Source organism: Dyadobacter alkalitolerans DSM 23607 (assembly GCF_000428845.1).
Lineage (GTDB): Bacteria > Bacteroidota > Bacteroidia > Cytophagales > Spirosomataceae > Dyadobacter > Dyadobacter alkalitolerans.
Genome location: NZ_AUAS01000004.1, coordinates 184,300 through 206,581, shown reverse-complemented (window position 1 = coordinate 206,581; position 22,282 = coordinate 184,300). Strand labels below are relative to the sequence as shown.

15 protein-coding genes are annotated in these 22,282 nt (G+C 47.2%); 6 read left to right on the top strand and 9 right to left on the bottom strand.

Going from position 1 to position 22,282, the window contains the following annotated elements; all coding sequences use genetic code 11:
• Positions 1-3 precede the first annotated feature (3 nt).
• Positions 4-3,243, bottom strand: coding sequence for a SusC/RagA family TonB-linked outer membrane protein (locus G395_RS0109365; protein WP_026629811.1), 3,240 nt, complete (start codon positions 3,241-3,243; stop codon positions 4-6).
• A gap of 316 nt (positions 3,244-3,559) precedes the next feature.
• On the opposite strand from G395_RS0109365, the gene G395_RS0109360 reads away from it, so the two are divergent.
• On the top strand, positions 3,560-7,672 hold the full coding sequence (locus G395_RS0109360) for a hybrid sensor histidine kinase/response regulator transcription factor (protein WP_026629810.1): 4,113 nt from the start codon (positions 3,560-3,562) through the stop codon (positions 7,670-7,672).
• On the opposite strand, the gene G395_RS29040 is transcribed toward G395_RS0109360, so the two are convergent.
• A complete protein-coding gene (locus G395_RS29040) occupies positions 7,645-8,529 on the bottom strand; it encodes a helix-turn-helix domain-containing protein (RefSeq protein WP_229204104.1) in 885 nt (294 codons plus the stop codon). The genes G395_RS0109360 and G395_RS29040 overlap by 28 nt on opposite strands.
• A gap of 78 nt (positions 8,530-8,607) precedes the next feature.
• On the bottom strand, positions 8,608-9,624 hold the full coding sequence (locus tag G395_RS0109350) for an SDR family NAD(P)-dependent oxidoreductase (protein ID WP_026629809.1): 1,017 nt from the start codon (positions 9,622-9,624) through the stop codon (positions 8,608-8,610).
• Positions 9,625-9,805: 181 nt separating this feature from the next.
• Between G395_RS0109350 and G395_RS0109345 the strand changes: the two genes are divergently transcribed.
• Together G395_RS0109345 and G395_RS0109340 are read left to right on the top strand one after the other, a co-directional pair.
• Positions 9,806-10,357 carry a YciE/YciF ferroxidase family protein gene (locus tag G395_RS0109345; RefSeq protein WP_026629808.1) on the top strand — a complete coding sequence of 184 codons (552 nt, stop codon included), beginning with the start codon at positions 9,806-9,808 and terminating at the stop codon, positions 10,355-10,357.
• A gap of 22 nt (positions 10,358-10,379) precedes the next feature.
• Positions 10,380-12,569, top strand: a complete 2,190-nt coding sequence (locus G395_RS0109340) for a catalase (RefSeq protein WP_026629807.1) — start codon at positions 10,380-10,382, stop codon at positions 12,567-12,569.
• 88 nt (positions 12,570-12,657) lie between these two features.
• Here G395_RS0109340 and G395_RS0109335 read toward each other — a convergent pair whose 3' ends face one another.
• Both G395_RS0109335 and G395_RS0109330 read right to left on the bottom strand, forming a co-directional pair.
• The gene (locus G395_RS0109335) at positions 12,658-13,413 is read right to left on the bottom strand and encodes an SDR family oxidoreductase (protein WP_026629806.1); all 756 of its coding nucleotides are present in this window, start codon (positions 13,411-13,413) and stop codon (positions 12,658-12,660) included.
• 191 nt (positions 13,414-13,604) lie between these two features.
• A complete protein-coding gene (locus G395_RS0109330) occupies positions 13,605-15,218 on the bottom strand; it encodes a sigma 54-interacting transcriptional regulator (RefSeq protein ID WP_084439523.1) in 1,614 nt (537 codons plus the stop codon).
• Positions 15,219-15,358: 140 nt separating this feature from the next.
• Here G395_RS0109330 and G395_RS29035 point away from each other — a divergent pair, with 140 nt between their 5' ends.
• Positions 15,359-16,240, top strand: a complete 882-nt coding sequence (locus G395_RS29035; protein ID WP_051350088.1) for a lysophospholipid acyltransferase family protein — start codon at positions 15,359-15,361, stop codon at positions 16,238-16,240.
• A gap of 149 nt (positions 16,241-16,389) precedes the next feature.
• Positions 16,390-17,274 (top strand): DUF808 domain-containing protein, encoded by an 885-nt coding sequence (locus G395_RS0109320; protein ID WP_026629804.1) that lies wholly within the window; start codon positions 16,390-16,392, stop codon positions 17,272-17,274.
• 22 nt (positions 17,275-17,296) lie between these two features.
• On the opposite strand, the gene G395_RS0109315 is transcribed toward G395_RS0109320, so the two are convergent.
• Positions 17,297-17,551 (bottom strand): hypothetical protein, encoded by a 255-nt coding sequence (locus G395_RS0109315; protein WP_026629803.1) that lies wholly within the window; start codon positions 17,549-17,551, stop codon positions 17,297-17,299.
• A gap of 88 nt (positions 17,552-17,639) precedes the next feature.
• Entirely contained in the window at positions 17,640-18,092 is a 453-nt protein-coding gene (locus G395_RS0109310) for a ferritin-like domain-containing protein (protein ID WP_026629802.1), read from the bottom strand.
• 135 nt (positions 18,093-18,227) lie between these two features.
• On the opposite strand from G395_RS0109310, the gene G395_RS0109305 reads away from it, so the two are divergent.
• Complete coding sequence (locus G395_RS0109305; protein ID WP_026629801.1) at positions 18,228-19,142, top strand: pirin family protein; 915 nt, start codon at positions 18,228-18,230, stop codon at positions 19,140-19,142.
• A 36-nt stretch (positions 19,143-19,178) separates the two neighbouring features.
• On the opposite strand, the gene G395_RS0109300 is transcribed toward G395_RS0109305, so the two are convergent.
• Positions 19,179-19,733, bottom strand: coding sequence for a DUF1572 domain-containing protein (locus G395_RS0109300; RefSeq protein WP_026629800.1), 555 nt, complete (start codon positions 19,731-19,733; stop codon positions 19,179-19,181).
• 32 nt (positions 19,734-19,765) lie between these two features.
• On the bottom strand, positions 19,766-22,129 hold the full coding sequence (locus G395_RS0109295) for an ABC transporter permease (RefSeq protein ID WP_026629799.1): 2,364 nt from the start codon (positions 22,127-22,129) through the stop codon (positions 19,766-19,768).
• Between the last annotated feature and the right edge of the window lie 153 nt (positions 22,130-22,282).

The window sequence follows — 22,282 nt, the reverse complement described above, 5'->3', positions numbered from 1 at the left end:
GGATTAGAATTTAAGGTTTACGCCCACAGTGAATTGTCTTACCGGCGGAGAATTCAGGTTGACCGAGATCTGGCGTTCCGGTGCGCCACGGTCGCTGGCGCCTTGCGGGTTCAGCGTAGACTGGCCCGTTGCATAGCTGTTTCCTTCGGGATCAATCGCCAGGTCGTCTTTCACCAATGGTGCGTAAATGATGAACGGGTTGGTGAGGTTGACGTAAATTCTCGCCGAAGTCGCGCCGATCTTTTTGATAACATTGCTCTCAAATGTGTAACCGAGGTTGATGCTGCGGCATTTGATGAATGAGCCGTCATAATAACCCAATGTCGAGCCGAAGTTGGCCACAGCGCCGCTGGCATCGGGAGCCGGGAATGCGTTGGTGGGGTTAGTTTCGGCCCAGTAATCGGTTTTTACCTGATTTACACGGCTTTGGTTAAAGAATGCGAAACCGCCTGAACCTGTGGAGTTACCCGTTAAGTAAGGCACAAGCACTTTCATGCCCATTCTTGCATAGGTTACCACCGACGCATCAAAGTTTTTGAAGCTGAAACGGCTGGTCAGCCCACCCCCCCATTTAGGCTGGAAATTACCCAGGATCTGGCGGTCATTTGCATCGATCTTGTTATCACCGTTTAAATCTTCCACCCTGATCTGTCCGGCGAACTGAACGGGCGAAGTTTGCTGCGCCAATGTGCCGTTTTCTGCATCCGCGGTCTGCCATATCCCTAATTTTTTGTAATCAAAAATCACGGAAAGCGGCTGTCCTACAAACCATCCCGCACCCAGATTGGACTTTTCGTCGGGCGTGGTCAGCTGCGTGATTTTTTCCCGGTTGAAGAAATAAGTTGCGTCAATGCTCCAATTGAACCCTTTTGGTTTTCTGACAATTTCAAAAGTGGCAGCCACTTCCAAGCCTTTGCCTTCTGTTTTACCCAAATTTTTCAATGTTGAGCCTGCACCATTGCTTGGCGGCAGCGGCACGGAGAGCAGAATGTCTTTGGTTTTCTGGTGATACCAGTCCACAGAACCCGTAATGCGGTTGTTGAACAAACCAAAATCAACACCAATGTCCAGCTGCGAGGTCGACTGCCAGCTCAGGTCGCTCGAAGGCAAACTTGTCACGGTGTAAGCAAGCTGCTGACCAGCCGTACCCAATCCAAAGTTGTAATAACCGGCAGATAATGCACCCAATGTCGAGTAAGCGCCCACATTCCGGTTGCCGGAAATCCCCCAGCCGCCGCGTAATTTAAGATTGGAAATGAACGGAGCCGATTTCATAAAACCTTCTTCCACCACATTCCAGCCTAAACCGATGGCGGGATAATTGAAATATTGATTTGCCGGGGATAATGTTGAAGAACCATCTCGGCGCAGCGTCAATGTCAGCAAATATTTGTCTGCATAGCTGTAATTAAGCCTTCCCATGTAAGACAGCAACCCAGTCTCGGAAAATGAGTTTCCGAAATCCGACGGCGCGACCGGCTGGCCCGCAGCGAGCGAGAAGTTGGACGTTTTGATATAATCGGCAGGCACACCGGTTACCGTGAAGCGGCTTCCCAGCGAGTGGTTTTTGGTGTATTCGTAAAGTGCAGTGAAACCCAGCTTATGCTTGTCTGCGAATGTTTTATCAAAATAAAGCAAATGCTGCAAGTTCACGTCCCAATATTCGGTGTTGCTGATCTCGGCGGTGGATCCGGCTTGCGTAGTTGCCGTGTTGAAATAGGTCAGCGGGCCGTTGTAATTATTCAGGTTTGACTGACTGAAATTCAGACCTGCATTGAAACGGTATTTCAATCCCGGTAAAATATTGACTTCCGCATAAAGGCTGTTGAATGTCCGCAATGATCGTGTGCGGCCCAAAGCCGATTCCTTTTTGGACATAATGGTCAGCGGACTCACGATAGCGGCATCAATGGAACCTTCGGCCGGAAAATTATTTACAGTTCCGTCTGCATTGTAGGGCGATGCCAATGGAGTCAGTCGCACCAGGCCGCCCGGCACGCCCCCGCCGCCCGGCGTGTTCGTGTAAGTGAGCGTATTCAATGTATTCAGACCGATTTTGACGTTTTTACCAATCTTCTGGTCAATGGTTGCGCGAATGTTGAAACGCTGGAAACTCTGGTTTGGGATGATACCGGTTTCATTGAAATAGCCCAATCCGAGTGAATACTGCGTGTTTTCGACGCCGCCCTGCACGCCCAACTGATGGTTGGTCATGAAGCCGGGTTTGTAAATTAAATCCTGCCAATCCGTAGAAACGCCATTGTCTAGTGCTTCCTGCTCTTTCTGCGTGAGCAAATAACCCGATGTGCCCGGTGCTGTGCGGTTGTATTTAGCTGCATCGGCTTTGAATTGTGCATATTCCTGTCCATTCATGACATTGAATTTGCCCATCACCTGCGTTTGTCCGTGGTAACCATCGTAGCTGAATACGGGCTTGCCGACTTTTCCTCTTTTAGTCGTTACCAGGATTACGCCACCCGCTCCGCGCGAGCCATAAATCGCTGTTGCTGACGCATCTTTCAAAACTTCCAGACTTAGAATATCATCCGGGTTAATGTCATTCAAGCCACCGAATGGGATCCCATCCACGACCACCAACGGACCATCCAGGCCATCGCTGGAACCTGAGCTGGTGGTTAATGTCCGGTTTCCGCGGATCCGGATCTGGCCCTGAGAGCCTGGTGTGCTTCCGTTGCTAATAATGGAGACTCCCGCCGCACGGCCCTTCAACTGGCTTACGAGGTTGGGCGCAGGCACTTCTTTCAATGTGCTTTCGCTCACTGAAACCACCGACCCCGTCACGTCCCGCTTGCGCTGAACGCCATAACCCACGACAACTACTTCTTCGAGCGTCTTATTGTCGACCGCCAAAGTCACGTTAATGATCTGCTGCGTTCCTACAACCACTTCCTTGGGCGCGTAACCCACGAGCGAAAAAACCAGGACCGCATTCGCATCCGGGACGCTGAGCCGGAAATTTCCGTCCTGATCGGCGCTGGTGCCTCTTGTTGTGGACTTGATGAGCACATTGGCGCCAGGCAGCGCTTTCCCGTCGGGGCCGGTTACTTTTCCGGTAACTTCAATGTCCGCTGCCGGAGCCGAACGGTGCCGGTTGCCGTAATCTGCCCATGCTGCATTACCAGCAACTGCATCCATGGAAATGCCGCCGAGCAGCAGAATAGGTAGGCCAGAAAAACCCAGTATCCTGGCGAGCATGTTATTGCTTAATAAACGTTCATGCATTTTGTGTATGATTTGATGTTTAAATTAGATTGAATCATGTGGTCGTCTTGGTGTTGTTATGGAAGTGTCAATTTGACAATATTTAATTTGGGTGTAACTTTGGCTTTGTCGCCATTTCCAGTGCATCACTTTTTCCAGATATTATTTGATTTATTGTCGACAAAAGTAGCGCAGCAAGGCAGCCTGCTGTGAGCACATTTGTTCATATTAAGGATACAATTGTTCAAAAGGGCCTAAAAAATGCCCGATTCTGGGACAAACTTGCATTTTTGGGATAACTTTCGACTCGGGCTCTGTTTTTAACCCTATCATATCAATGCGTTCAGAGATTCTTCTCACATTCCGTTTTATCTGCCTGATAATCGCATGCTGTGCAGCGACATTTGCAGCATGGGCGCAGCCTGCTGAGCCCAAGTTTACGTCGCTGACATCAACAGACGGGTTGTCATCAAACACTGTGACGGCCATTCTGAAAGATCAGTATGGACTGATGTGGTTCGGAACGGACGATGGTTTGAGCAGGTTCGACGGCACGGATGTGCTCGTTTACCGGCATGATAAAAAGGATTCCTCCTCACTAAGATCCAATGATATTTCCTGCCTGCACCAGGATCGCAAAGGCCGGATCTGGGTTGGCACTATCGAAGGCGGATTGCACCTTTATAACAGAAGAAAAGATTCATTTGAAATCATTCCGTCTCCGCATAGCGTAACGAGCATCACCAGCGATGCCACGGGAAAACTTTGGGTCGGCACCACGGCAGGGCTGATCAATGTGGACCCGGAAAGCCATCAGATCAGCACATTCGCATCCAGGCCCAACATGCCTGACCAGATTTCCAAAGGAATGATCCTCGGCATTGCGATAGACAGCAAAAAAAGGGTGTGGATCGGATCCAGGAATGGATTGTTCAAAATGGATCCGGCTGATAAAAGTGAGGAATATATCAATTATCTGCAATCGCTGCCCGACGAAGCCGGTGCGCGCACGGTGAAGTCTATTGTTGAAGACCGCGAGGGGAACATTTGGGCCGCCACATTCAGCGGTGTGTTCAAACTCAACGCTAACGGGCAGATTATCAAGCAGTTTAAATATGACCCCAATAACAGGAATTCCCTGAGCACCAATATGGTGTTTGCAGTTACCTGGGAAAACGCCTATCAACTATGGATATGCACGGATGCCGGCCTGAATATACTGGATACGCGAAGCGGCAACATTACGCGCTATGGCCCGGATGCAAGGACGCAGTTTAGTTTAAGCAACAAATCAATACGAAGCATACTCATTGATAATGAGGGCATTTGCTGGCTTGGCACATATAAGGGAGGTGTCAATAAATATGATAAAAACCTGGCGATCTTTGGCTTGAAGCGGTCGGATGTGAATGACCCGTACGGATTGAGCGCGCCATTTGTCACATCCTTTGCCGAGACCGGATCGGGTGAGCTCTTTGTAGGCACCGACGGCGGCGGGTTAAATCTTTATAACCGGCAAACCAATCTGTTCAGGAAATTTCCCATTAATCCAAAAAACAAGAATGCAGCGTCCGGGCTTGCTATTCTGACTCTGGAACTGGTTGCGGACGACGAGCTTTGGATCGGGACCTTTCAGGACGGGCTTTTTCAGTTTAACCCCAAAACGGGCGCTTATACCCAGTATATGAGGGGAAAAGATTCGTCCAGCCTGAGTAACAACGAGATTTTCTGCCTGGAAAAAGATAAGTCCGGCCAGTTGTGGGTGGGCACGAATGGTGGCGGTGTGCATTTGTTTGATCCTGCAACGAAACGGTTTACCAGATTTCACGATGCGGGGGTTCCCGTTTTGCAGCGCAGCATTCCGTTGAATGGCTATATCCGTGATCTCATGCTGGACAGTAAAGGCAAACTCTGGGTGGCATCGCACGGCACCGGCATTGCTGTGTATGATCCGGTGACGAAGAAAACGCTGTTGCTGGACAAGCAAAGCAGCGAACTTCCCAGCAACATTGTTTTTTCTCTTCTGGAAGACAGCAGAGGGAATATCTGGGCGGGCACATCGGGTGAAGGGCTGGCGTTATACAACCTGCGTACCAGGAAGTTTTCAACTTATGGGTCAAAGGAAGGGCTCGCCAGTAACATTGTCAACAAAGTGCTGGAAGATGCGCAGGGGCGGATCTGGGTCAGTACCAACCAGGGAATTAGCTATTTTGATTTGAAAAACAGAAAATTCATCAATTACACCTCTTATAACGGCATTCAGGACCGGACATTCGTGCTTGGATCGGGTATTCGCGCGGCTGATAACACGCTTTTTTTCGGCGGCATTGCAGGGTTCAACTACATCGACACACGGAGTTTGCCTGACAGCAAACGGATTCCGCCGATCATTTTAAAAGACCTGAAAATTGGTAATCGCAGCATTACACCCGCCGATTCGAACTTTATTGATGCTGATATTGCCGTTGCCAGGACCATCAGCCTGGATTACAAACAGAATTTTTCGATCGGTTTTGCCGCGCTCGATTATACTAATCCAAAACAAATGCATTACCGGCACCGGCTGGTGGGCATGCAGTCGGAATGGAACGAAACAGGGCTTACCAACTTTGCCAGTTATACGAATCTGAGTCCGGGCAAATACGTTTTTGAAGTGCAGGCCAGCGGTGACGGCATTAACTGGAGTCCGCAGACCAAGTCGGTGGCCGTGATTGTGAAACCACCTTTTTACCTGACCATTTACGCATACATTTTTTACATTCTCGCGCCATTCGCGATTGTATACTATATGCGGCGGCGCGGCATTCAAAAGCTGCAACGGCAATTTAAAGAGCAGCAACAGCGTGCGGAAGTGGAGCGTGCGCAGGAACTGGACCGGATGAAAATCAAGTTTCTGACCAATCTGAGCCACGAGTTCAGGACACCAATCTCGCTTATCCTTGCTCCTGTTGACAACCTGCTCGTCAAGACCAGATCCACCGAGCTGCATCCGCCGGTCAATGCCATTAAGCGCAATGCGAAAAGGCTGCTGAACCTCGTGGACCAGTTGCTGGATTTCAAAAATATGCAGGAACAGGAAGTGATGCTCGACCTGAAACGCCGGGACATTATTCTGTTTATCAAAGACACCTGCGACCAGTTCAGTGATCTTTCCATCCGTAAGGGGATTCAGTTTAAAATTGAAAGTGCGCCGGATCAGCTAGCGATGGATTTCGATGCAGATAAGCTCGAACGGGTTTTGTTTAACCTGCTTTCCAATGCATTTAAATTCACGCCAAAAGGCGGCGAAGTGGCTTTGAATGTTCAGCAGCAAACGGATGTTGAAGGAAAGCACTGGCTTCAAATCAACATTTCGGATAACGGAATAGGCATTGCGGAGGATCAGCACGAAAAGATCTTTGACCGGTTTTTCCAGAGCGATACGGACCTGACGGTTCTGAACCAGGGCAGCGGCATTGGCTTGTCCATTGTGCGCGAGTTTGTGCAGTTGCACCAGGGAAAAATAAATGTTGTAAGTCAGCCTGGCGCAGGCAGCACGTTTACAGTAGAGTTGCCGATTGCAGAACAACTTATTCCCCTGACCGAACAGCCTGCCTCAACGCCCAAAACGCTGAATGAAACGGAAAGTGGCTTTGCTAAATCAGAGAAGGCCAATCTGGAAGATCCGTCCAATGTGCTGATTATTGAGGACAATGACGAATTCAGACATTATCTGAAAGAAAGCCTGATGCCCTTCTATCATGTTATAGAAGCGAGCAATGGCAAAGAAGGCTGGCAAAAAACGCTGAGCCACCATCCCGAACTGATTGTAAGCGACGTGGCCATGCCCGAAATGGACGGCATTGCTTTGAGCCAGAAAATCAAGTCCGACAAGCGCACCAAACACATCCCTATCATTCTTCTGACGGCTTCCACAGGTGAGCAGCAGCAGCTGGAAGGCCTCAATTCCGGAGCGAATGATTATCTGACCAAACCCTTTAATTTTGAGATATTAAATGCCAAGATCAACAATCTGATCCTGCTTAACCGGCTTCTCAAAGGCGTTTACTCGCGGCACATCCAGGTGTCGGGTGAAGCGCCGCAAATGGAATCGAGCCAGGAAAAGCTGCTGAAAGATATGCTGTCTTACATTGAGGACAACCTGCACACTGCCCAGCTTAGCGTGGAAAATCTCAGCAAGCACGTCGGCATGAGCCGGGGAACATTATACAGCAAAGTCCTTGAAATGAGCGGACAAACGCCCATCGAGTTCATCCGCTCTATCAAGCTTGAAAAGGCAGCATTACTATTGGAAAACAGTGATTTGAGCATTTCACAGATCTCCTACATGACGGGATTTACCGCGCCGAATTATTTTGCCAAATCATTCAAAGCCAAGTTCAACATGCTGCCGACGGAATACAAGGCTAAAAAACGAAGGCATTATGAAGTAACAATGTCGGGACGGTAGGAAGAGGCAGGGGTATGTGTCACATGTAGCAACTGTGTAGGTGCAATACCGTATTTCTTTTTGAATGCAAAAGAAAAATGGGAGAGATCCTCAAAACCAACTTCGAGATACACTTCTGTGGGTTTTTTCTTTTTTTCTGCCAATTGATAATGTGCCAGTTCGAGCCTTTTATCCGTCAGCCACTTTTGCGGAGTTACCTGAAATAACTTCCTGAAATCCCGGTTGAATGTCGACAAGCTCCGGCCCGTCAGATAACCCCATTTTTCCATCGGCATATTGAACATAAAATTGCGCTGCATAAAATCAATCAGGTCGATTTTTCCGGGGTCATCGAAGTTTGCCAGCACAATGTCAACCGTTTTGTCAATTTCCCTCAGAATGGTAATGGCTTCAGTAATTTTTAAAGTGGCGATACTTTCAGGAAATTGGCCGGTCACATCAAAGTAAGGAATTAAAGAGGCCAGACAACTTTCCAGAAACGGGTGATTGGTAAAGCTGTAAATCTTCCGTTGCGGTCTGCTCGTTTTATTAATCTCAATTTTTTCGTAAAACCGTTTGAGCCGCTCTTTAGACAAATGCATAACCACTGTTTTGTGCGGTTGTCCGTTTTTGGGATAATTTACAATGGTCGCCAGCTCATTTCTGGGAATCAGAAAAATGTCCCCCGTTTTAAAATAATAGGTTGTGTCCGCCTGTATGATTTTGGTTTCACCTGAAATAAACCAAATCAGCATATGATCCTCGAACATAAGGTCCGATTTGAAAAGCTTGTCGTCATAACTGGAAAGCTTGATCTCCCTGGTCAGGTATTTTGAAATGTGATCCATATAAGCGAGCCTCCGATGCCTGGGCGGCATGTATGAGATTTTGAATGTAATAATAATCAACTAAAAACAATAGTTGCGGGTAGCTTCCGCTCCCCGCCCTGACAAGCTTTACGATTGCACAAGCGAAGCCTGCGCGCCGAATGTGATGCCGGTTACCTGTTCGCTCCACACCCACAATTTCCCGGCACTTTCCATATCCAACGAATAGGCCTTGACACCACTTTGCCCTGAATCTCTTTCCGGGCTGAGATTGGCTATATCGGCGTCTTCGCAATACACGCCGCCCATGTCTTCGAGCATTGGACTGGTAGCGCACCAAACGGTGGTTGCTGCACCTTGCGGGATCGTTTTCAATGTTGCTAAAACTTCCGGTAACAAATTACCTGCTGAATCCATAAAACCCATTTGCTGAAATAATTCCATAGAGGCTTCCCTGCCCAGTTCCGTGCCGTGTATAGAGCCGGGATGTAACGAGTACGCACGCACATTAAACTGCTCACCCAGGCTATTGAGCGCCAGCGTAAATAAGTTACTGGCAGTTTTCGATTGCCCGTAAGCCTGCAGGGTTTGATATTCGCGATGGAGGAAATTAGGATCTTCAAAATTGAACGGTGCCATCTGATGCCCAAGCGATGATACGTTAACGACCCGTGCGCCGTTGGCCCCTTTGAGCGCTGGCCACAACCGCCCGGTGAGTTGGTATTGACCTAAATAGTTGGTTGCCAGCTGTGATTCTATTCCCCGGATATCCCGGCGTAAAGGCACCCACATAATGCCCGCATTGTTGATCAATATATGGAGCGGCCGGTTTGTTGCCATAAAACTTTCGGCAAATGCATCAATCGAAGCCGGATCCATAAAATCGATTTTCCCCAACTCCACATTCGGAATGCCTTCGAGATTTTTCCGGGCCTTCTCTATGTCCCTGGCCGGAACGATCACCGTAGCACCTGCTGCGGCCAGAACCCGGGTGGTTTCCAGGCCTATACCCGTGTTGCCGCCAGTTACAATGGCGATTTTTCCTCTTAGGTCGATTCCTTTGATTACGTCGTTTGCAGTTGATGTTGCATGAAAGCCCGAGCCGATTGGCTGTTGCAAAGCTCCCTGATCATTGTTTTGTCCCATGTCATTTCTATTTAAAAGTGATAGGACAAAATTACCCGGTTCGGTGCGCGCTCATTTTGTTCAAAACTTCAAATTACTTTGCTTAGAATGTCATACTAAATAAAAAACAGCTATTCTTAAAACAATCCTTGAACAGGTACGGGTTTTGCTATAATAGTGGCTCAACTAACGACAATAACATATGGACGCTAGCACAGGCTCTGAGCCAAAATTTAAAACAAAAACTTCCGCAGGCGCTGAGCCGGCGTTGATGGAGCTGTTTCTGGACAGTCTTCGGGATATTTACTGGGCTGAAAATCATTTAGTTAAGACACTTCCAAAAATGATCAAGTCTGCCACCTCGCCAAAATTGGCTTCTACAATTGAGCAGCATCTTGAACAAACTGTTGAGCATGTAAGCCGGTTAGTCGTGATTTTCGACTTGCTGGGTGTGGATGCGATTGCCAAAAAATGTGATGCCATGGAAGGTCTTTCGAAAGAAGGGGAAGGAATTATTGAAAGCACCGATGAAGGAACCGCTACCCGCGACGTTGGGATTATCCTGGCTTCTCAGAAAGTGGAACATTATGAAATTGCTACTTATGGCGGCCTGGTGCAGCTGGCAAGCACTTTGAACCTGACAGATGTGGCAGAAATTCTTGCCAAAACACTGGAAGAGGAGAAACTGGCCGATCAACTTTTGACCGAGGTTGCTGAAAATGATGTCAATTACAAGGCCTCCGAGGAAGCTTAATTAAAACCTTCAACGAATATTTATGATAGATAATAAAGAATCTGAGGGCTCTAATGCCAACCAGGAAAACGATAAAAAGGCAAGCCTGGCGCCCCATACAACCGATAGTACCGGAGAGTTCATGACCACCAACACCGGGCTTCGGGTCAACGATGACCAGAATTCCCTTAAAGCGGGAGACCGGGGTGCAACGTTGCTGGAAGACTTTATCTTTCGCGAAAAGATGACGCATTTTGACCACGAACGTATACCTGAAAGGGTTGTTCACGCGCGTGGATCTGGTGCGCATGGTGTATTTAAAGTTTATGAGCCGATGTCCGCCGTGACCAAGGCTGGTTTCCTGAATGATACATCCATCGAGACACCGGTATTTGTCCGGTTTTCAACCGTTGCCGGTTCCAAAGGCTCTACGGACCTTGCCCGTGATGTTCGGGGATTTGCTGTAAAGTTTTATACACAGGAAGGTAATTTTGACCTCGTAGGCAATAATATACCTGTGTTTTTTATCCAGGATGCCATCAAATTCCCGGACCTTGTCCATGCTGTTAAGCCTGAGCCAGACAACGAAATACCGCAAGCTGCGTCAGCTCATGATACATTCTGGGATTTTATTTCTCTGATGCCCGAGTCTGCACACATGATTATGTGGCTGATGAGCGACCGTGCTATACCGCGCAGTTACCGGATGATGGAGGGTTTTGGCGTCCATACTTTCCGTTTTGTCAATGAGGAAGGCGTTTCACATTTTGTAAAATTCCACTGGAAGCCGCTATTGGGTGTGCATTCCGTTGCATGGGACGAAGCGCAAAAGATCTCAGGGAAAGATCCTGATTTCCACAGAAGGGATTTATGGGATGCGATTGAATCCGGCAATTTCCCCGAGTGGGAACTTGGCGTGCAGATTGTTCCGGAAGAAGATGAGTTTAAGTTTGATTTCGACTTGCTGGACCCAACCAAGATAATTCCCGAGGAACTCGTTCCGGTGCAACGCATTGGTAAAATGACCCTAAACCGCAATCCTGACAACTTCTTTGCCGAAACAGAGCAGGTTGCATACCATTTGGGACACATTGTACCGGGGATTGATTTCACCAACGACCCGCTTTTGCAAGGCAGGTTGTTCTCATATACAGATACGCAGCTGCTGCGTCTGGGCGGTCCTAATTTCCAGGAGATCCCCATTAACCGGCCGATCGTTCGTGTTGAAAATAATCAGCGTGACGGGTTTATGCGCCAGACGATCAACAGAGGTAAATCCAGCTACAATCCGAACACAATTGGCGGCGGTTTCCCTGCTCAGGCTAAGGCGTCGGAAGGTGGTTTTACTTCTTATCCCGAAAGGATTGATGCTAAAAAAATACGGGCAAGAAGCAAAAGCTTCTTCGACCATTTCAGCCAGGCTAAATTGTTTTTCGACAGCCAGTCTGATCCCGAAAAAAACCACATGGTGGACGCACTTAGCTTTGAATTGGGAAAAGTGAAGACTGTTGAGATCCGTCAGCGGATGGTAGGCATTCTTTCGCTGATCGACAAAGGTCTTGCAGCAGAAGTTGCATTTGCGCTTCGTGTGCATGTACCTCAGGATCCGGAACTTCCGATTAACCATAGCATACCCGCAGACGGTGATCCGGCCGACTACGATTCAGTAATGAAGGAATCGGTGGTTACGATTTCGGATGCATTGAGTATGGTTAATACGCCGAAAGACAGCATTCAAACGCGTAAAATAGCGTTTCTTGCTGCTGATGGTGTGGACGAGAAGTCGATAACGACCGTGAGAGATGCACTCGTGTCCGCCGGGGCAGTTGTGGAAATCATTTCAACACGTCACAATTATATTGTGACCGAAAGTGATACAAAACTTCCTGTCGACCATACATTCTTGACAGCAGCATCTGTACTTTACGATGCCGTATATGTGCCCGGCGGAACGAACAGCGTCGCCAGCATTGAGGCAGAAGCAGACGCAGTCCATTTCCTGAATGAGGCGTTTAAACATTGTAAGCCAATTGCTTCCGATCTTTCAGCGATCCAGGTTTTGGAAGCGACTTATTTCAGCAAAAAACTTCCGCCTGATTATGATGATGCAACTATCCTGAAAGAAGGGTTAGTTGTTTTGGATGACGTTGATCAGCTAGCGGATAAATTTATTCTGGCTATTTCCCAGCACAGGTTCTGGGAACGTGAAAAGCCAAGAAAAATCCCGGCTTAATCGTCGAACATTAAAAGAGCCGCCGGTTTTAAAACCGGCGGCTCACTTTTTTTGATACTAAACCAAAGTAGCATCCGTTAGCTTAATGCTAGGCTTTAACCGCCAGCGAAGCCAGAAAATCGCTGAAATGAATTTTGCCCAGATTTGCAGTCCCTTCCGGAACCAATGCAGATTTAGGAATCACCACTCCAAAATATTCATTTCGATCATTCACCGCAACGGTTTTCTCTTCTCCGGATTTATCCAAATATTTTGCAACAAAATCGCTCATGAAAGCGCGGTCGGGACCAGCGATTTCCACGATGGTATTGGCTGGCTCGGACAGGGCGAATTGCGTAACAAATGCTGCAACGTCCTCAGCAGCAATGGGCTGAAAATCGACGGTTGAAATATGGACCTCGTCACCGGAAGTAGAGCCGGCTGTAATGGTAGGCACAAATTCCTGAAACTGCGTGCTTCGAATGATGGTATAAGGAACACCTGACTTTTGAACCAGGTCCTCCTGGATTTTCTTCGCTCGCATATAACCCATACTGCCCATTACGTGCGTGCCTACAATAGAAAGTATCAAGTGATGTTTTACACCTGCACTGGTTTCTGCGGCAAGGATATTGCGACCCACGGTTTCAAAGAACTGTATCGCAGGGCCTTCTTCGAAAGAAGTTGAATTGGACAAGTCTATAACTATATCTGTATTTTCAAGCGCATCAGAAAGGCCCTCCCCCGTTAATGCATTGATGCCGGTTGAAGGAGATCCCGCTATAACTGTGTGGCCGAGCTGGCGAAGTTTTTTGGCAACATTTGAACCGATTAACCCTGTTCCGCCAATAATTACAATTTTCATAACTTGAAATTTTAGTGTTTAAAAGTCTTGCAAACACTATGTAAGTATCATATATAATGCCAAAAACTTAATCATCTGTATTTCAGCCTATTAAAGGAAATTAGTATTTTTTATTTTCACTAAATAAAGTGAAAACACGATGTAACTCACTAAATAAAGTGCAGCTGACTACGCCACAAATCAGGCAGCACTCATTCGCCGTAGTATTCGGCTTTGGAAATGCCCAGTTTCTTCATTTTGGAATGCAGCGTGTTTCCAGGGATCTTCAATATTTCTGCGGCGCCTCCTAGTCCTGAGATTTTCCCTTTGCAGCGTTTGAGGACCTGGATTATGTAAGCACGTTCCATCTCCTCCAACGAACGGACGGCAAGCGCTTCGGCCAACTCGCTGTTGTCATTGGAGCTTGGTGACAAAAACACCTCGCTGATCACATTACCGTTTGCAAGCAGCACACTGCGTTCGATAAGGTGTTCGAGTTCACGGACGTTTCCCGGCCATAGATAGCTTTGCAATTGCCGTAATGCATTCGCCGAAATACGCATGCTTTTTTTGCCTGCGTTTTTACTGTATTTGGATAGAAAAAAACCGGTCAGGTTTTCAATGTCTTCTACGCGGTCACGTAATGGCGGCAGGTTGATGGGAAAAACATTGAGGCGGTAATATAAGTCGGAACGGAAACGACCTGCCTTCACTTCTGCTTCCAGATCCCGATTGGTTGCGGCAATGACGCGAACATCGAGCTTGATGGTGCTTTTGCCCCCTACCCGCTCCATTTCCTTTTCCTGCAACACCCGCAGTAATTTCACCTGGGCTTCGAGCGGCATTTCACCAATTTCGTCCAGAAATAGCGTACTGTGATCGGCCAGCTCGAATTTCCCAATTCGCCGTTCCACAGCACCTGTAAAGGCGCCGCGTTCATGCCCGAACAGCTCGCTTTCGATCAGACTGGCAGGCATTGCGGCGCAGTTAACCTTGATCATCAACTTCTTACTTCGCGGCGACGCATTGTGTATTGCCCTGGCTATCAACTCCTTGCCTGTTCCTGTTTCACCAAGGAGCAATACGGTGGAGTTGGTGTTCGATACCAGCGAAATCAACCGGTACACTTCCTGCATGGCTTTGCCGCTGCCCACGATTTCCGCAAAACTACTGGTAAGCTGCTCTTTGAGATAATCATTCTCTTCCTCCAACTGCCGCTTGTAATGCAATATCTGTTCATTGGCTATGATATTGGAAATGGCTGTGGAAATCTGCGCGCATATCCCTTGCAGAATTGGGATATTTATCTCATCAATGCTTAGCCAAAGCAACCCTATGTTGCTGTTATGGTTGCGCAGCGCAATGCCGACCATCGTTTTGAAATTCATATTTTTCCAAAGCTTGAGATACGATAGCCTGTTTCCCCGGCGCAGCTCCCGCTCGACATTGAACAACAAAGGAATGCTGCTTTCCAAGATGCGGTTCTGCAGCCCATCCTCGATGGGGTGCTTTTCCGCCAGCACGCTTTCCATTAAAGCCGGATCAAATGTTGATGATCCGGGATCGTGTAAGTAAGCAGACATCGTTTTCCCGTCCGGATTCTTGCACCGGATCACGTAACCACCGTGCGGGTCCAGCTTTCGCAATGCTGTTTTGATCACCGCTGCAAGCTCTTCTTTCGTGCGGACGGCAGTCATATCATTGCTAAAATCCAGTAAAAACGACTTTTCTCTTTCGCTTTTCTGGATTTCCTGCAGCACTTTCCGCTCCCGTTCCAGGATCAGATGATCGTTATTTTCGAATGGTTTTTCAGAAGGGTGGTCCATAATCAGCAAGTCGTATTCTGATGCAAGAAATGCGTTTTTCGGGACATCGCATTTTATCTTTAGTAAAAAAAGGAAACATAGCTGTCCCGAATAATGTTCTTAAAGCAATACAATGCAAAAAGTCAATCCCTTTACAACATATGGAATTCATTAAGCCTATAAAAAAATGGCTTACTTCTGCCTTCTTTAACTCACTGCTCACCATAGCGGGAGCATTATCAGCTATGGTTTACTTTATTGTTTTCCATGTACTTAAATACAGGTATGACGTAATCCGGAAAAACCTGTCGAGCTCTTTCCCCGTGCGCGGAGAGCAGCAGATAAAAGTGTTTATTAAGCATTATTACCGGCATCTGAGCGACCTTGTCGTCGAACCGTTCCTGCATATGATTATAGGTGCAAAAAGGCGAAAAGAGCTCGCTAACTACACAAATCCGGAGCTGTTGGAAAATTTTTACAGCGATAACAGGAATGTTGTTTTGCTGGCTTCACATTACGGCAACTGGGAATATCTGATCAATCTGCCTAAGGTCGTAAAATTTAAAGTTTTTACTGCTTTCACGCCTGTATCCAATCACTGGCTCAATGCCAAACTGCTTAAAATGCGGTCATTCTTTGGTGTCAACCTGATTGCCAAACAATACTTTTACCGCGGTGCATTGTCGGCTCTGAAACAGCTCAAACGGCCATCGCTGGTCGTTGTGATCGCAGACCAGCGTCCGGCGCCTGCCAGCGGGAAGCACTTCGTTAGTTTCCTGGGCCAGAAAACTTCTGCCCAGATCGGCGCCGAGCGGCTGGCCGTCGTATCCGATGCCGTTGTAGTATATCTTGAATGCATTAAGAAGGCGCGTTTTCATTACGATTACACCTTCCACCTCGTTTCCGACCATTCTTCACAGAGCCAGCCCCTGAACATTACGGCCAGCTACTATAACTTACTGGAAAAGAACATCATCCGCGCACCTGCACATTGGCTCTGGTCGCATGACCGCTGGAAACATATTCCGGCCGACGAAAAATAGTCGCCCCTTGCACGTTGCAATGCATCCTGCTGGCATGATGGTATAATATTTTAAATTACATTAGCCTGTTATTAGCATCAAAAAGGTGATCTAACAAATCCTGACGGTGAAGACCGGTCTTGAATAAATCTTGTAATTTAAATATCAATATGGCGTCCGGTTTCTTTGCAATTTTAGATGATATCGCTTTTCTGATGGATGACGTTGCGCTGGCAACGAAAGTAGCAACAAGGAAAACAGCGGGGATCCTGGGGGACGACCTAGCGGTAAATGCAGAAAAAGCTACCGGTTTTTTGTCTGACAGGGAATTGCCGGTTTTATGGGCGATCACAAAAGGCTCGCTGATCAACAAGCTCATCATTGTCCCCATAGCATTGCTGCTCAATGTGTTTCTGCCAGCGGCGATCAGTTACGTCCTTATTTTGGGCGGGCTATACCTGGCTTACGAAGGTGTTGAAAAGATAATCGAATACTTTTTCCATCATCCCAAAAAAGAACATTCGGTTATCAAAGAAACGGAACAGGGAGAAACAATCGCGAGAACTGATGTAGAGAAGACGAAAGTTAAATCTGCAATCACTACTGACTTTATTTTATCAGTGGAGATCGTCATCATTGCCCTGGGCAGTGTTTTGGAGCAAAACCTGACGATCCAGATCTTGACGGTTGCCGCGGTGGCCCTGGTAGCAACAGTTGGCGTGTACGGAATTGTAGCGCTGATTGTCCGCATGGACGACGCCGGTCATAAACTCATTAAAAGATCAGGAGGTAAGGGCCTCTTTAATGCACTGGGCAATTTGCTTGTGCAGGCGCTTCCGGTGATTATCAAGATCTTAGGCGCTGTTGGAACGGTTGCATTGCTTTTGGTTTCCGGAGGAATTTTCGCGCACAATATTGAATATTTCCATCATATTTTCCCAGGAATTCCGGCTACTGTTAAAGAACTTGGAATTGGGCTGGTCATGGGGCTCGCTGCTTTCCTGGTCTTTACAGGATTTAAGAAAGTTGTTTCCCTGGTAAAATCGAAGTCCTGATGAGCAGCAAATGCCCGGCTTCTCATGGAAGTTGGGCAATAAGCGCCTTATATTTATCGACCTGGCTTTCAAATTTTCTGATGCCGGTTTCATAAATAAATTTCAGTGACTCCAAATCATCGATATCTTTTTCATAGGTCTCGTCAGCTTCCGACTCGCGGTCCAGTTCTGAGAGCAATTGAAGGAGCTTTTTAAGTGATCCTGAATTTTCTTCTGCCCGATACTGGTTCCATTCTAGCATTTTCTGGTAGCTGGCTTTTAGGTTTTTCTTTGCCATATGAGTGATAAAGGTTTGAGATTCACGGATTTGTTAGTACACAAAAAGAGCTGCTTCTTTCGAAGCAGCTCTTTTAATAATCAGCTAATTAAGCTTTTGCAATATCGCGCAAAGCTTTAATTTTATCGTGGGCAGCATTGATGCCCTGAGCCTGGATCCTGATAATTTCAGCAGATTGCAATGGAACACTTCCGTTCAATGCGTCCTGATAAGCTTTTTTGATTGCGTCCTCGCCACGCTCTGCTTCGGAAAGAATGCTAGCGCGGTCGCTGCCGCCGAACAATGCTTTCACATCGATCCATGCGCGGTGCAATGTTCCGCTTACGCTCATATCATCTTCCAGGTGTGGAGCTGAACCAGCGATAGCGGACAATTCCTGAACATTTTTGCGGCTCTGCTGAGCATACTCTTCAAAAAGGTGTTTCAGGTCGATATTTTCATCATTAATATCTGCGATTGCTTTTTCAAAACCAGCAACGCGGTCATTGTTAATTTCAATTAGATCACTAATTACGCCAGATGCATTTTCTGTAAGTGCCATATTTTTGTTTAGTTTGTTTGATTAGTTCCCTACGAATACCGTGCCATATAGCCTGCGAAGTGAAATTTTTCACCCAAATCCACAACTTCGCACGTCCGGAATCCCTCGCTTTGACATTATTTTATAATTTCGTTTATGCTAGATATCGTCATTGACTCACGAAGTGCTGAAATTGTCCCGGGTTTTGAAGTAAAGCGCATCCTGCCTTATCAGTTGCGGCGAATGGTGGGGCCGTTCATCTTTATGGACCACGGCGGGCCGGTTAACCTGCCCACACCCACTGCAACAAACCTGGATGTCCTGCCACATCCACACATTGGCCTTTCCACGGTGAGCTATCTGTTCAGCGGCAATGTTACGCACAGGGATAGCCTGGGTGTAGAACAGGTTATCAAACCTGGTGAAGTTAACTGGATGACTGCGGGCAAAGGCATTGCGCATAGTGAGCGCTTTGAGGATCCCGCCATGCTGGCTGGCGGCGAACTTGAAATGATCCAGACGTGGGTGGCGCTTCCCGAAAAAGACGAAGAGTCGGAACCTGCATTTAAAAATTACACGGCCGATCAGCTGCCGGTATTTACGGAAAAAGGGATCTGGATGCGCTTGATAGCAGGCGATGCCTATGGTTTAAAAAGCAATGTCAGTGCCAGTTCTCCATTGTTTTATCTCCATGTGGTTTTAGACCAGGGCGCAAGGTTTGGCTTGCCGGTCGGCCATAGCGAGCGGGGCATATACATTGTAAGGGGCAGTGTGGAAGTGAATGGTGTCGCTTACGCTGCCGGTAAGATGATTGTATTTACAAAAGGCGTGGACCCGTTGATCATTGCCAAGGAAAGCAGCACACTCATGATGCTGGGCGGCGAACATTTGGGTGATCGCTACATATGGTGGAATTTCGTTTCCAGCCGGAAAGAACGGATTGAACAGGCAAAAGAGGATTGGAAACAGGGCCGGATTATTCTACCCCCGGCCGACAATCACGAATTCGTACCGCTTCCCAAAGACAATTCCAGGCCCGCAGGAGGCCCGCCCCCAGGCGCTCTATCCTGAACTGGTAAGCGATTGGATCTCCGTAATAGTATTTATTTAAAGATCATCCGTAAAATGGCGGACGGACTTTTCATTAGTAAACTTGCGTGCATTGTAATCATTGGATTTATTCCGTGGAATTGAAAGAGCTTCCCACTTTTCACCGGCAGCCATTTTAGCAATGAATACAATTTGTCCGATATGATAGGGATAATGTGCGAGCTGGCGGTTGATGGCTTCCACAACGCTATGCCCGTCATTGCGGATATACACAATTTTTTCCAGGTCTGCTTCCGTGAGTTCGCCTAATGCATTCAGCAAGCAATCCCACCCTTTGTTCCAGTAAGTCAACAGCTCTTCGCGGTTCGCGAACATATCCTCAAATTCTGCGTCCCGGTTGCGCCAGGGTTTTTCGCCATCACTTGTCAGGAAATCGGTGAAGCGCGACAGCATATTTCCAACAATATGATTAACGATCAATGCAATGCTATTACTCTCCGCATTATATCGCCAGAAAAGCGCTTCGTCGGGCAGCTGCATCATCGCCTTCTCACCCAGCATTTTGTAGTATTCAAATTGCTTTACTACACTTGATAGGTATGTCGATTCCATAATCTGTTTTTTAAAACAATATTTAAAAAGGCCTATTCACTGCGCAGGCTTTTTACAGGATCCATTAGTGCCGCCTTAATGCTTTGGAAAGAGATTGTCAGCAGGGCGATAACCAATGCCAGCAGACCGGCGAAACCGAAGACCCACCAGGGCATTTCCATCCGATAAGCAAAATCTTTCAACCATTTATCCATAGCATACCAGGCAATTGGCGTAGCAATAATGATCCCCACGAAGACCAGCTTGACAAAATCCTTTGCCAAAAGCTGAACGATCCCGGCCAGACTTGATCCTAAAACTTTGCGGACCCCGATCTCCTTCCTGCGGACCTGTGCGGTGTAAGTGGCCAGTCCAAACAATCCCAGGCAGGAAATAAGAATCGCAATGGAAGCGAAAATGTTGAATAACAGGCCTGTCTGCTCTTCGGATTTGTAGAGACTGTTGAATGCTTCGTCCAGAAAAGCATATTGGAACGGGGAATCTGCATTGAATTTTACCCAAACCTGCTCTGCGGCTGCAATCGCCTTCTGGGCATCATTACCCGTCGTTTTTATATAAATACGACTCATATTACCCGGGTCATAAACAAAAACGGCCGGCTCAATCTTTTGCTTCATCGACGCAAAATGAAAGTCCTTAACCACACCGATAATAGTCCCTTCGTTGTCCCAAAGCTTGAAACGTTTGCCGATGGGGTCCTTGATCCGTGCCGTTTTTACGGCCGTTTCGTTCAGGATATAATGCTTGGTGTCGGATGGCTTGTCTGTAAAGTTGGCGCCCTCTTTCAACTGCATTTTAAAGAATGGAATAAACGATTTATCCGCACTCATAAACCGGATCATCATGGTTTCGCCGGGCTCTTTTCCATCCCAGTTGCTGCTTCCCGTTTGCCCGCCGATCTGGACCACATTGAAATTAGACCTGCTGACGTCCGTTATGCCCGGCTGGCTGAGTAATTCACTTTTAACCACGTCATAATGCCTTGGCAAGTCCCGCATATAGAACGAGAGAACGTGCGTTTTGTCGTAACCTAAGCTCTTGGAACGGATATATTTAAGCTGCTTGCTGATGATCAATGTGCCTGCAATAAGCACAACGGAAACTGTAAACTGTATCACCACCAGCGTTTTGCGGAACATTGATTCGCTGAGTCCGGTAGAGACCTTGCCTTTCAGCGATTTAAGCGGCTCGAAAGAAGATAACAGTAATGCTGGATAAATGCTGGAAGCGACCAGCGTGCCTGTGATGGTTACGCCTAAAACCTGCCAGATATGCGGTTTAACGAAATCGAGCACCAATTTTTTGCCAGAAATCTGGTTGAAAAATGGCATGAGGACATACATTAAAACGATGGCCACCAATGTCGATAGCGAAAACAGCAGAATTGTTTCTATCAGGAACTGCACAAAAAGCTGCGTACGCGCCGCGCCGATAATTTTCCGCATGCTCACCTCGCGGGAACGCAGCAGCGAGCGGGCTGTGGAAAGATTGACGTAATTGATGCATGCAATGATCAGAATAAGTGATGCCACGATCAGGAACATCCTGACCGTTTCAATGCCCTGCTCGCTGCCGTCGGACTTATATAAATGAACGTCGGGCAATGCCTGTAAAAGATAGGTAAGGTCTGTATCGTCGGGCTTGTTGCGCAAGTGAATGTTGCGGAGCGTGTTCGCTATATTTTGGACATCTTTTCCCGGCTGAATCAAAAAGTAGGTGGTGTAATCAAATTCATGAAAATCGTTGTCCTGCGTTTTGCCGTCTGTGACCGCCGGGTAACGGTCTTTGAACCTGAGCGAAATGGGAAAGATCATGTCTCCCTTAATGCTTGAATTCTCGGGAAAATCCGCCACAACGCCCGTCACTGTAAATTGGGTCGTATCGGAAGCTATTGATTTGCCAACAACATTTGTATTCCCAAAATAGCGCTTGGCAGTGGTTTCAGTCAGGATTACAGAATGGTTATCAAGAAAAGGCTTGCGTTGGTTCCCCTGAATAAGGCGGAAATCGAATATCGAGAATAAGGTCGGGTCAGCGAAGAAGGTGTTTTCTTCATTGAAGACCTTATCCTGGTATCTGAACAATGTATACGCACCATTATAAGTCATCCTTACTGCATCCTTGATGCCGGGAACTTCTCTTTTGGCAAATTCAGAAATAGGTGCAACCGTCCCGGTCCAAATTTGCTGGCTGGCGCCGGTGCCCACGCGGTTTTCAAGCTTATAAATGCTTTCCGACTGTTTGTTAAAACTGTCATAAGTAAGCTCATCCTGCACCCAAAGCAAAATCAAAATCCCGACCGCAAGTCCTACCGACAAACCAATGCAGTTAATAAGCGAATAAAAGCTGTTCTTCAACAGGTTCCGCCAGGCGATTTTTACGTAGGTTATAATCATGGTTTTTTGCTTAAAGGTTTTGATGCCGGGCAGAGAAAAACAGGGAAATATGTCTTCCTGAGACCAATGTTACCGGTAAAAAACACTGCCAGCCAGCGACACTCACAATAAGTAACTGTAAGTTAAATAGTTATACATAAAACTTTTGCAAAC

Excerpts from the sequence above, each read along its gene's own strand:
- G395_RS0109340 (WP_026629807.1), top strand. The coding sequence starts at position 10,380 with ATGATAGATAATAAAGAATCTGAGGGCTCTAATGCCAACCAGGAAAAC.
- G395_RS0109365 (WP_026629811.1), bottom strand. The coding sequence starts at position 3,243 with ATGCATGAACGTTTATTAAGCAATAACATGCTCGCCAGGATACTGGGT.
- G395_RS0109360 (WP_026629810.1), top strand. The coding sequence starts at position 3,560 with ATGCGTTCAGAGATTCTTCTCACATTCCGTTTTATCTGCCTGATAATC.
- G395_RS0109315 (WP_026629803.1), bottom strand. The coding sequence starts at position 17,551 with ATGGCAAAGAAAAACCTAAAAGCCAGCTACCAGAAAATGCTAGAATGG.
- G395_RS0109335 (WP_026629806.1), bottom strand. The coding sequence starts at position 13,413 with ATGAAAATTGTAATTATTGGCGGAACAGGGTTAATCGGTTCAAATGTT.
- G395_RS0109330 (WP_084439523.1), bottom strand. The coding sequence starts at position 15,218 with ATGGACCACCCTTCTGAAAAACCATTCGAAAATAACGATCATCTGATC.
- G395_RS0109320 (WP_026629804.1), top strand. The coding sequence starts at position 16,390 with ATGGCGTCCGGTTTCTTTGCAATTTTAGATGATATCGCTTTTCTGATG.
- G395_RS0109295 (WP_026629799.1), bottom strand. The coding sequence starts at position 22,129 with ATGATTATAACCTACGTAAAAATCGCCTGGCGGAACCTGTTGAAGAAC.
- G395_RS0109300 (WP_026629800.1), bottom strand. The coding sequence starts at position 19,733 with ATGGAATCGACATACCTATCAAGTGTAGTAAAGCAATTTGAATACTAC.
- G395_RS29035 (WP_051350088.1), top strand. The coding sequence starts at position 15,359 with ATGGAATTCATTAAGCCTATAAAAAAATGGCTTACTTCTGCCTTCTTT.
- G395_RS0109350 (WP_026629809.1), bottom strand. The coding sequence starts at position 9,624 with ATGGGACAAAACAATGATCAGGGAGCTTTGCAACAGCCAATCGGCTCG.
- G395_RS0109310 (WP_026629802.1), bottom strand. The coding sequence starts at position 18,092 with ATGGCACTTACAGAAAATGCATCTGGCGTAATTAGTGATCTAATTGAA.
- G395_RS0109305 (WP_026629801.1), top strand. The coding sequence starts at position 18,228 with ATGCTAGATATCGTCATTGACTCACGAAGTGCTGAAATTGTCCCGGGT.
- G395_RS29040 (WP_229204104.1), bottom strand. The coding sequence starts at position 8,529 with ATGCCGCCCAGGCATCGGAGGCTCGCTTATATGGATCACATTTCAAAA.
- G395_RS0109345 (WP_026629808.1), top strand. The coding sequence starts at position 9,806 with ATGGACGCTAGCACAGGCTCTGAGCCAAAATTTAAAACAAAAACTTCC.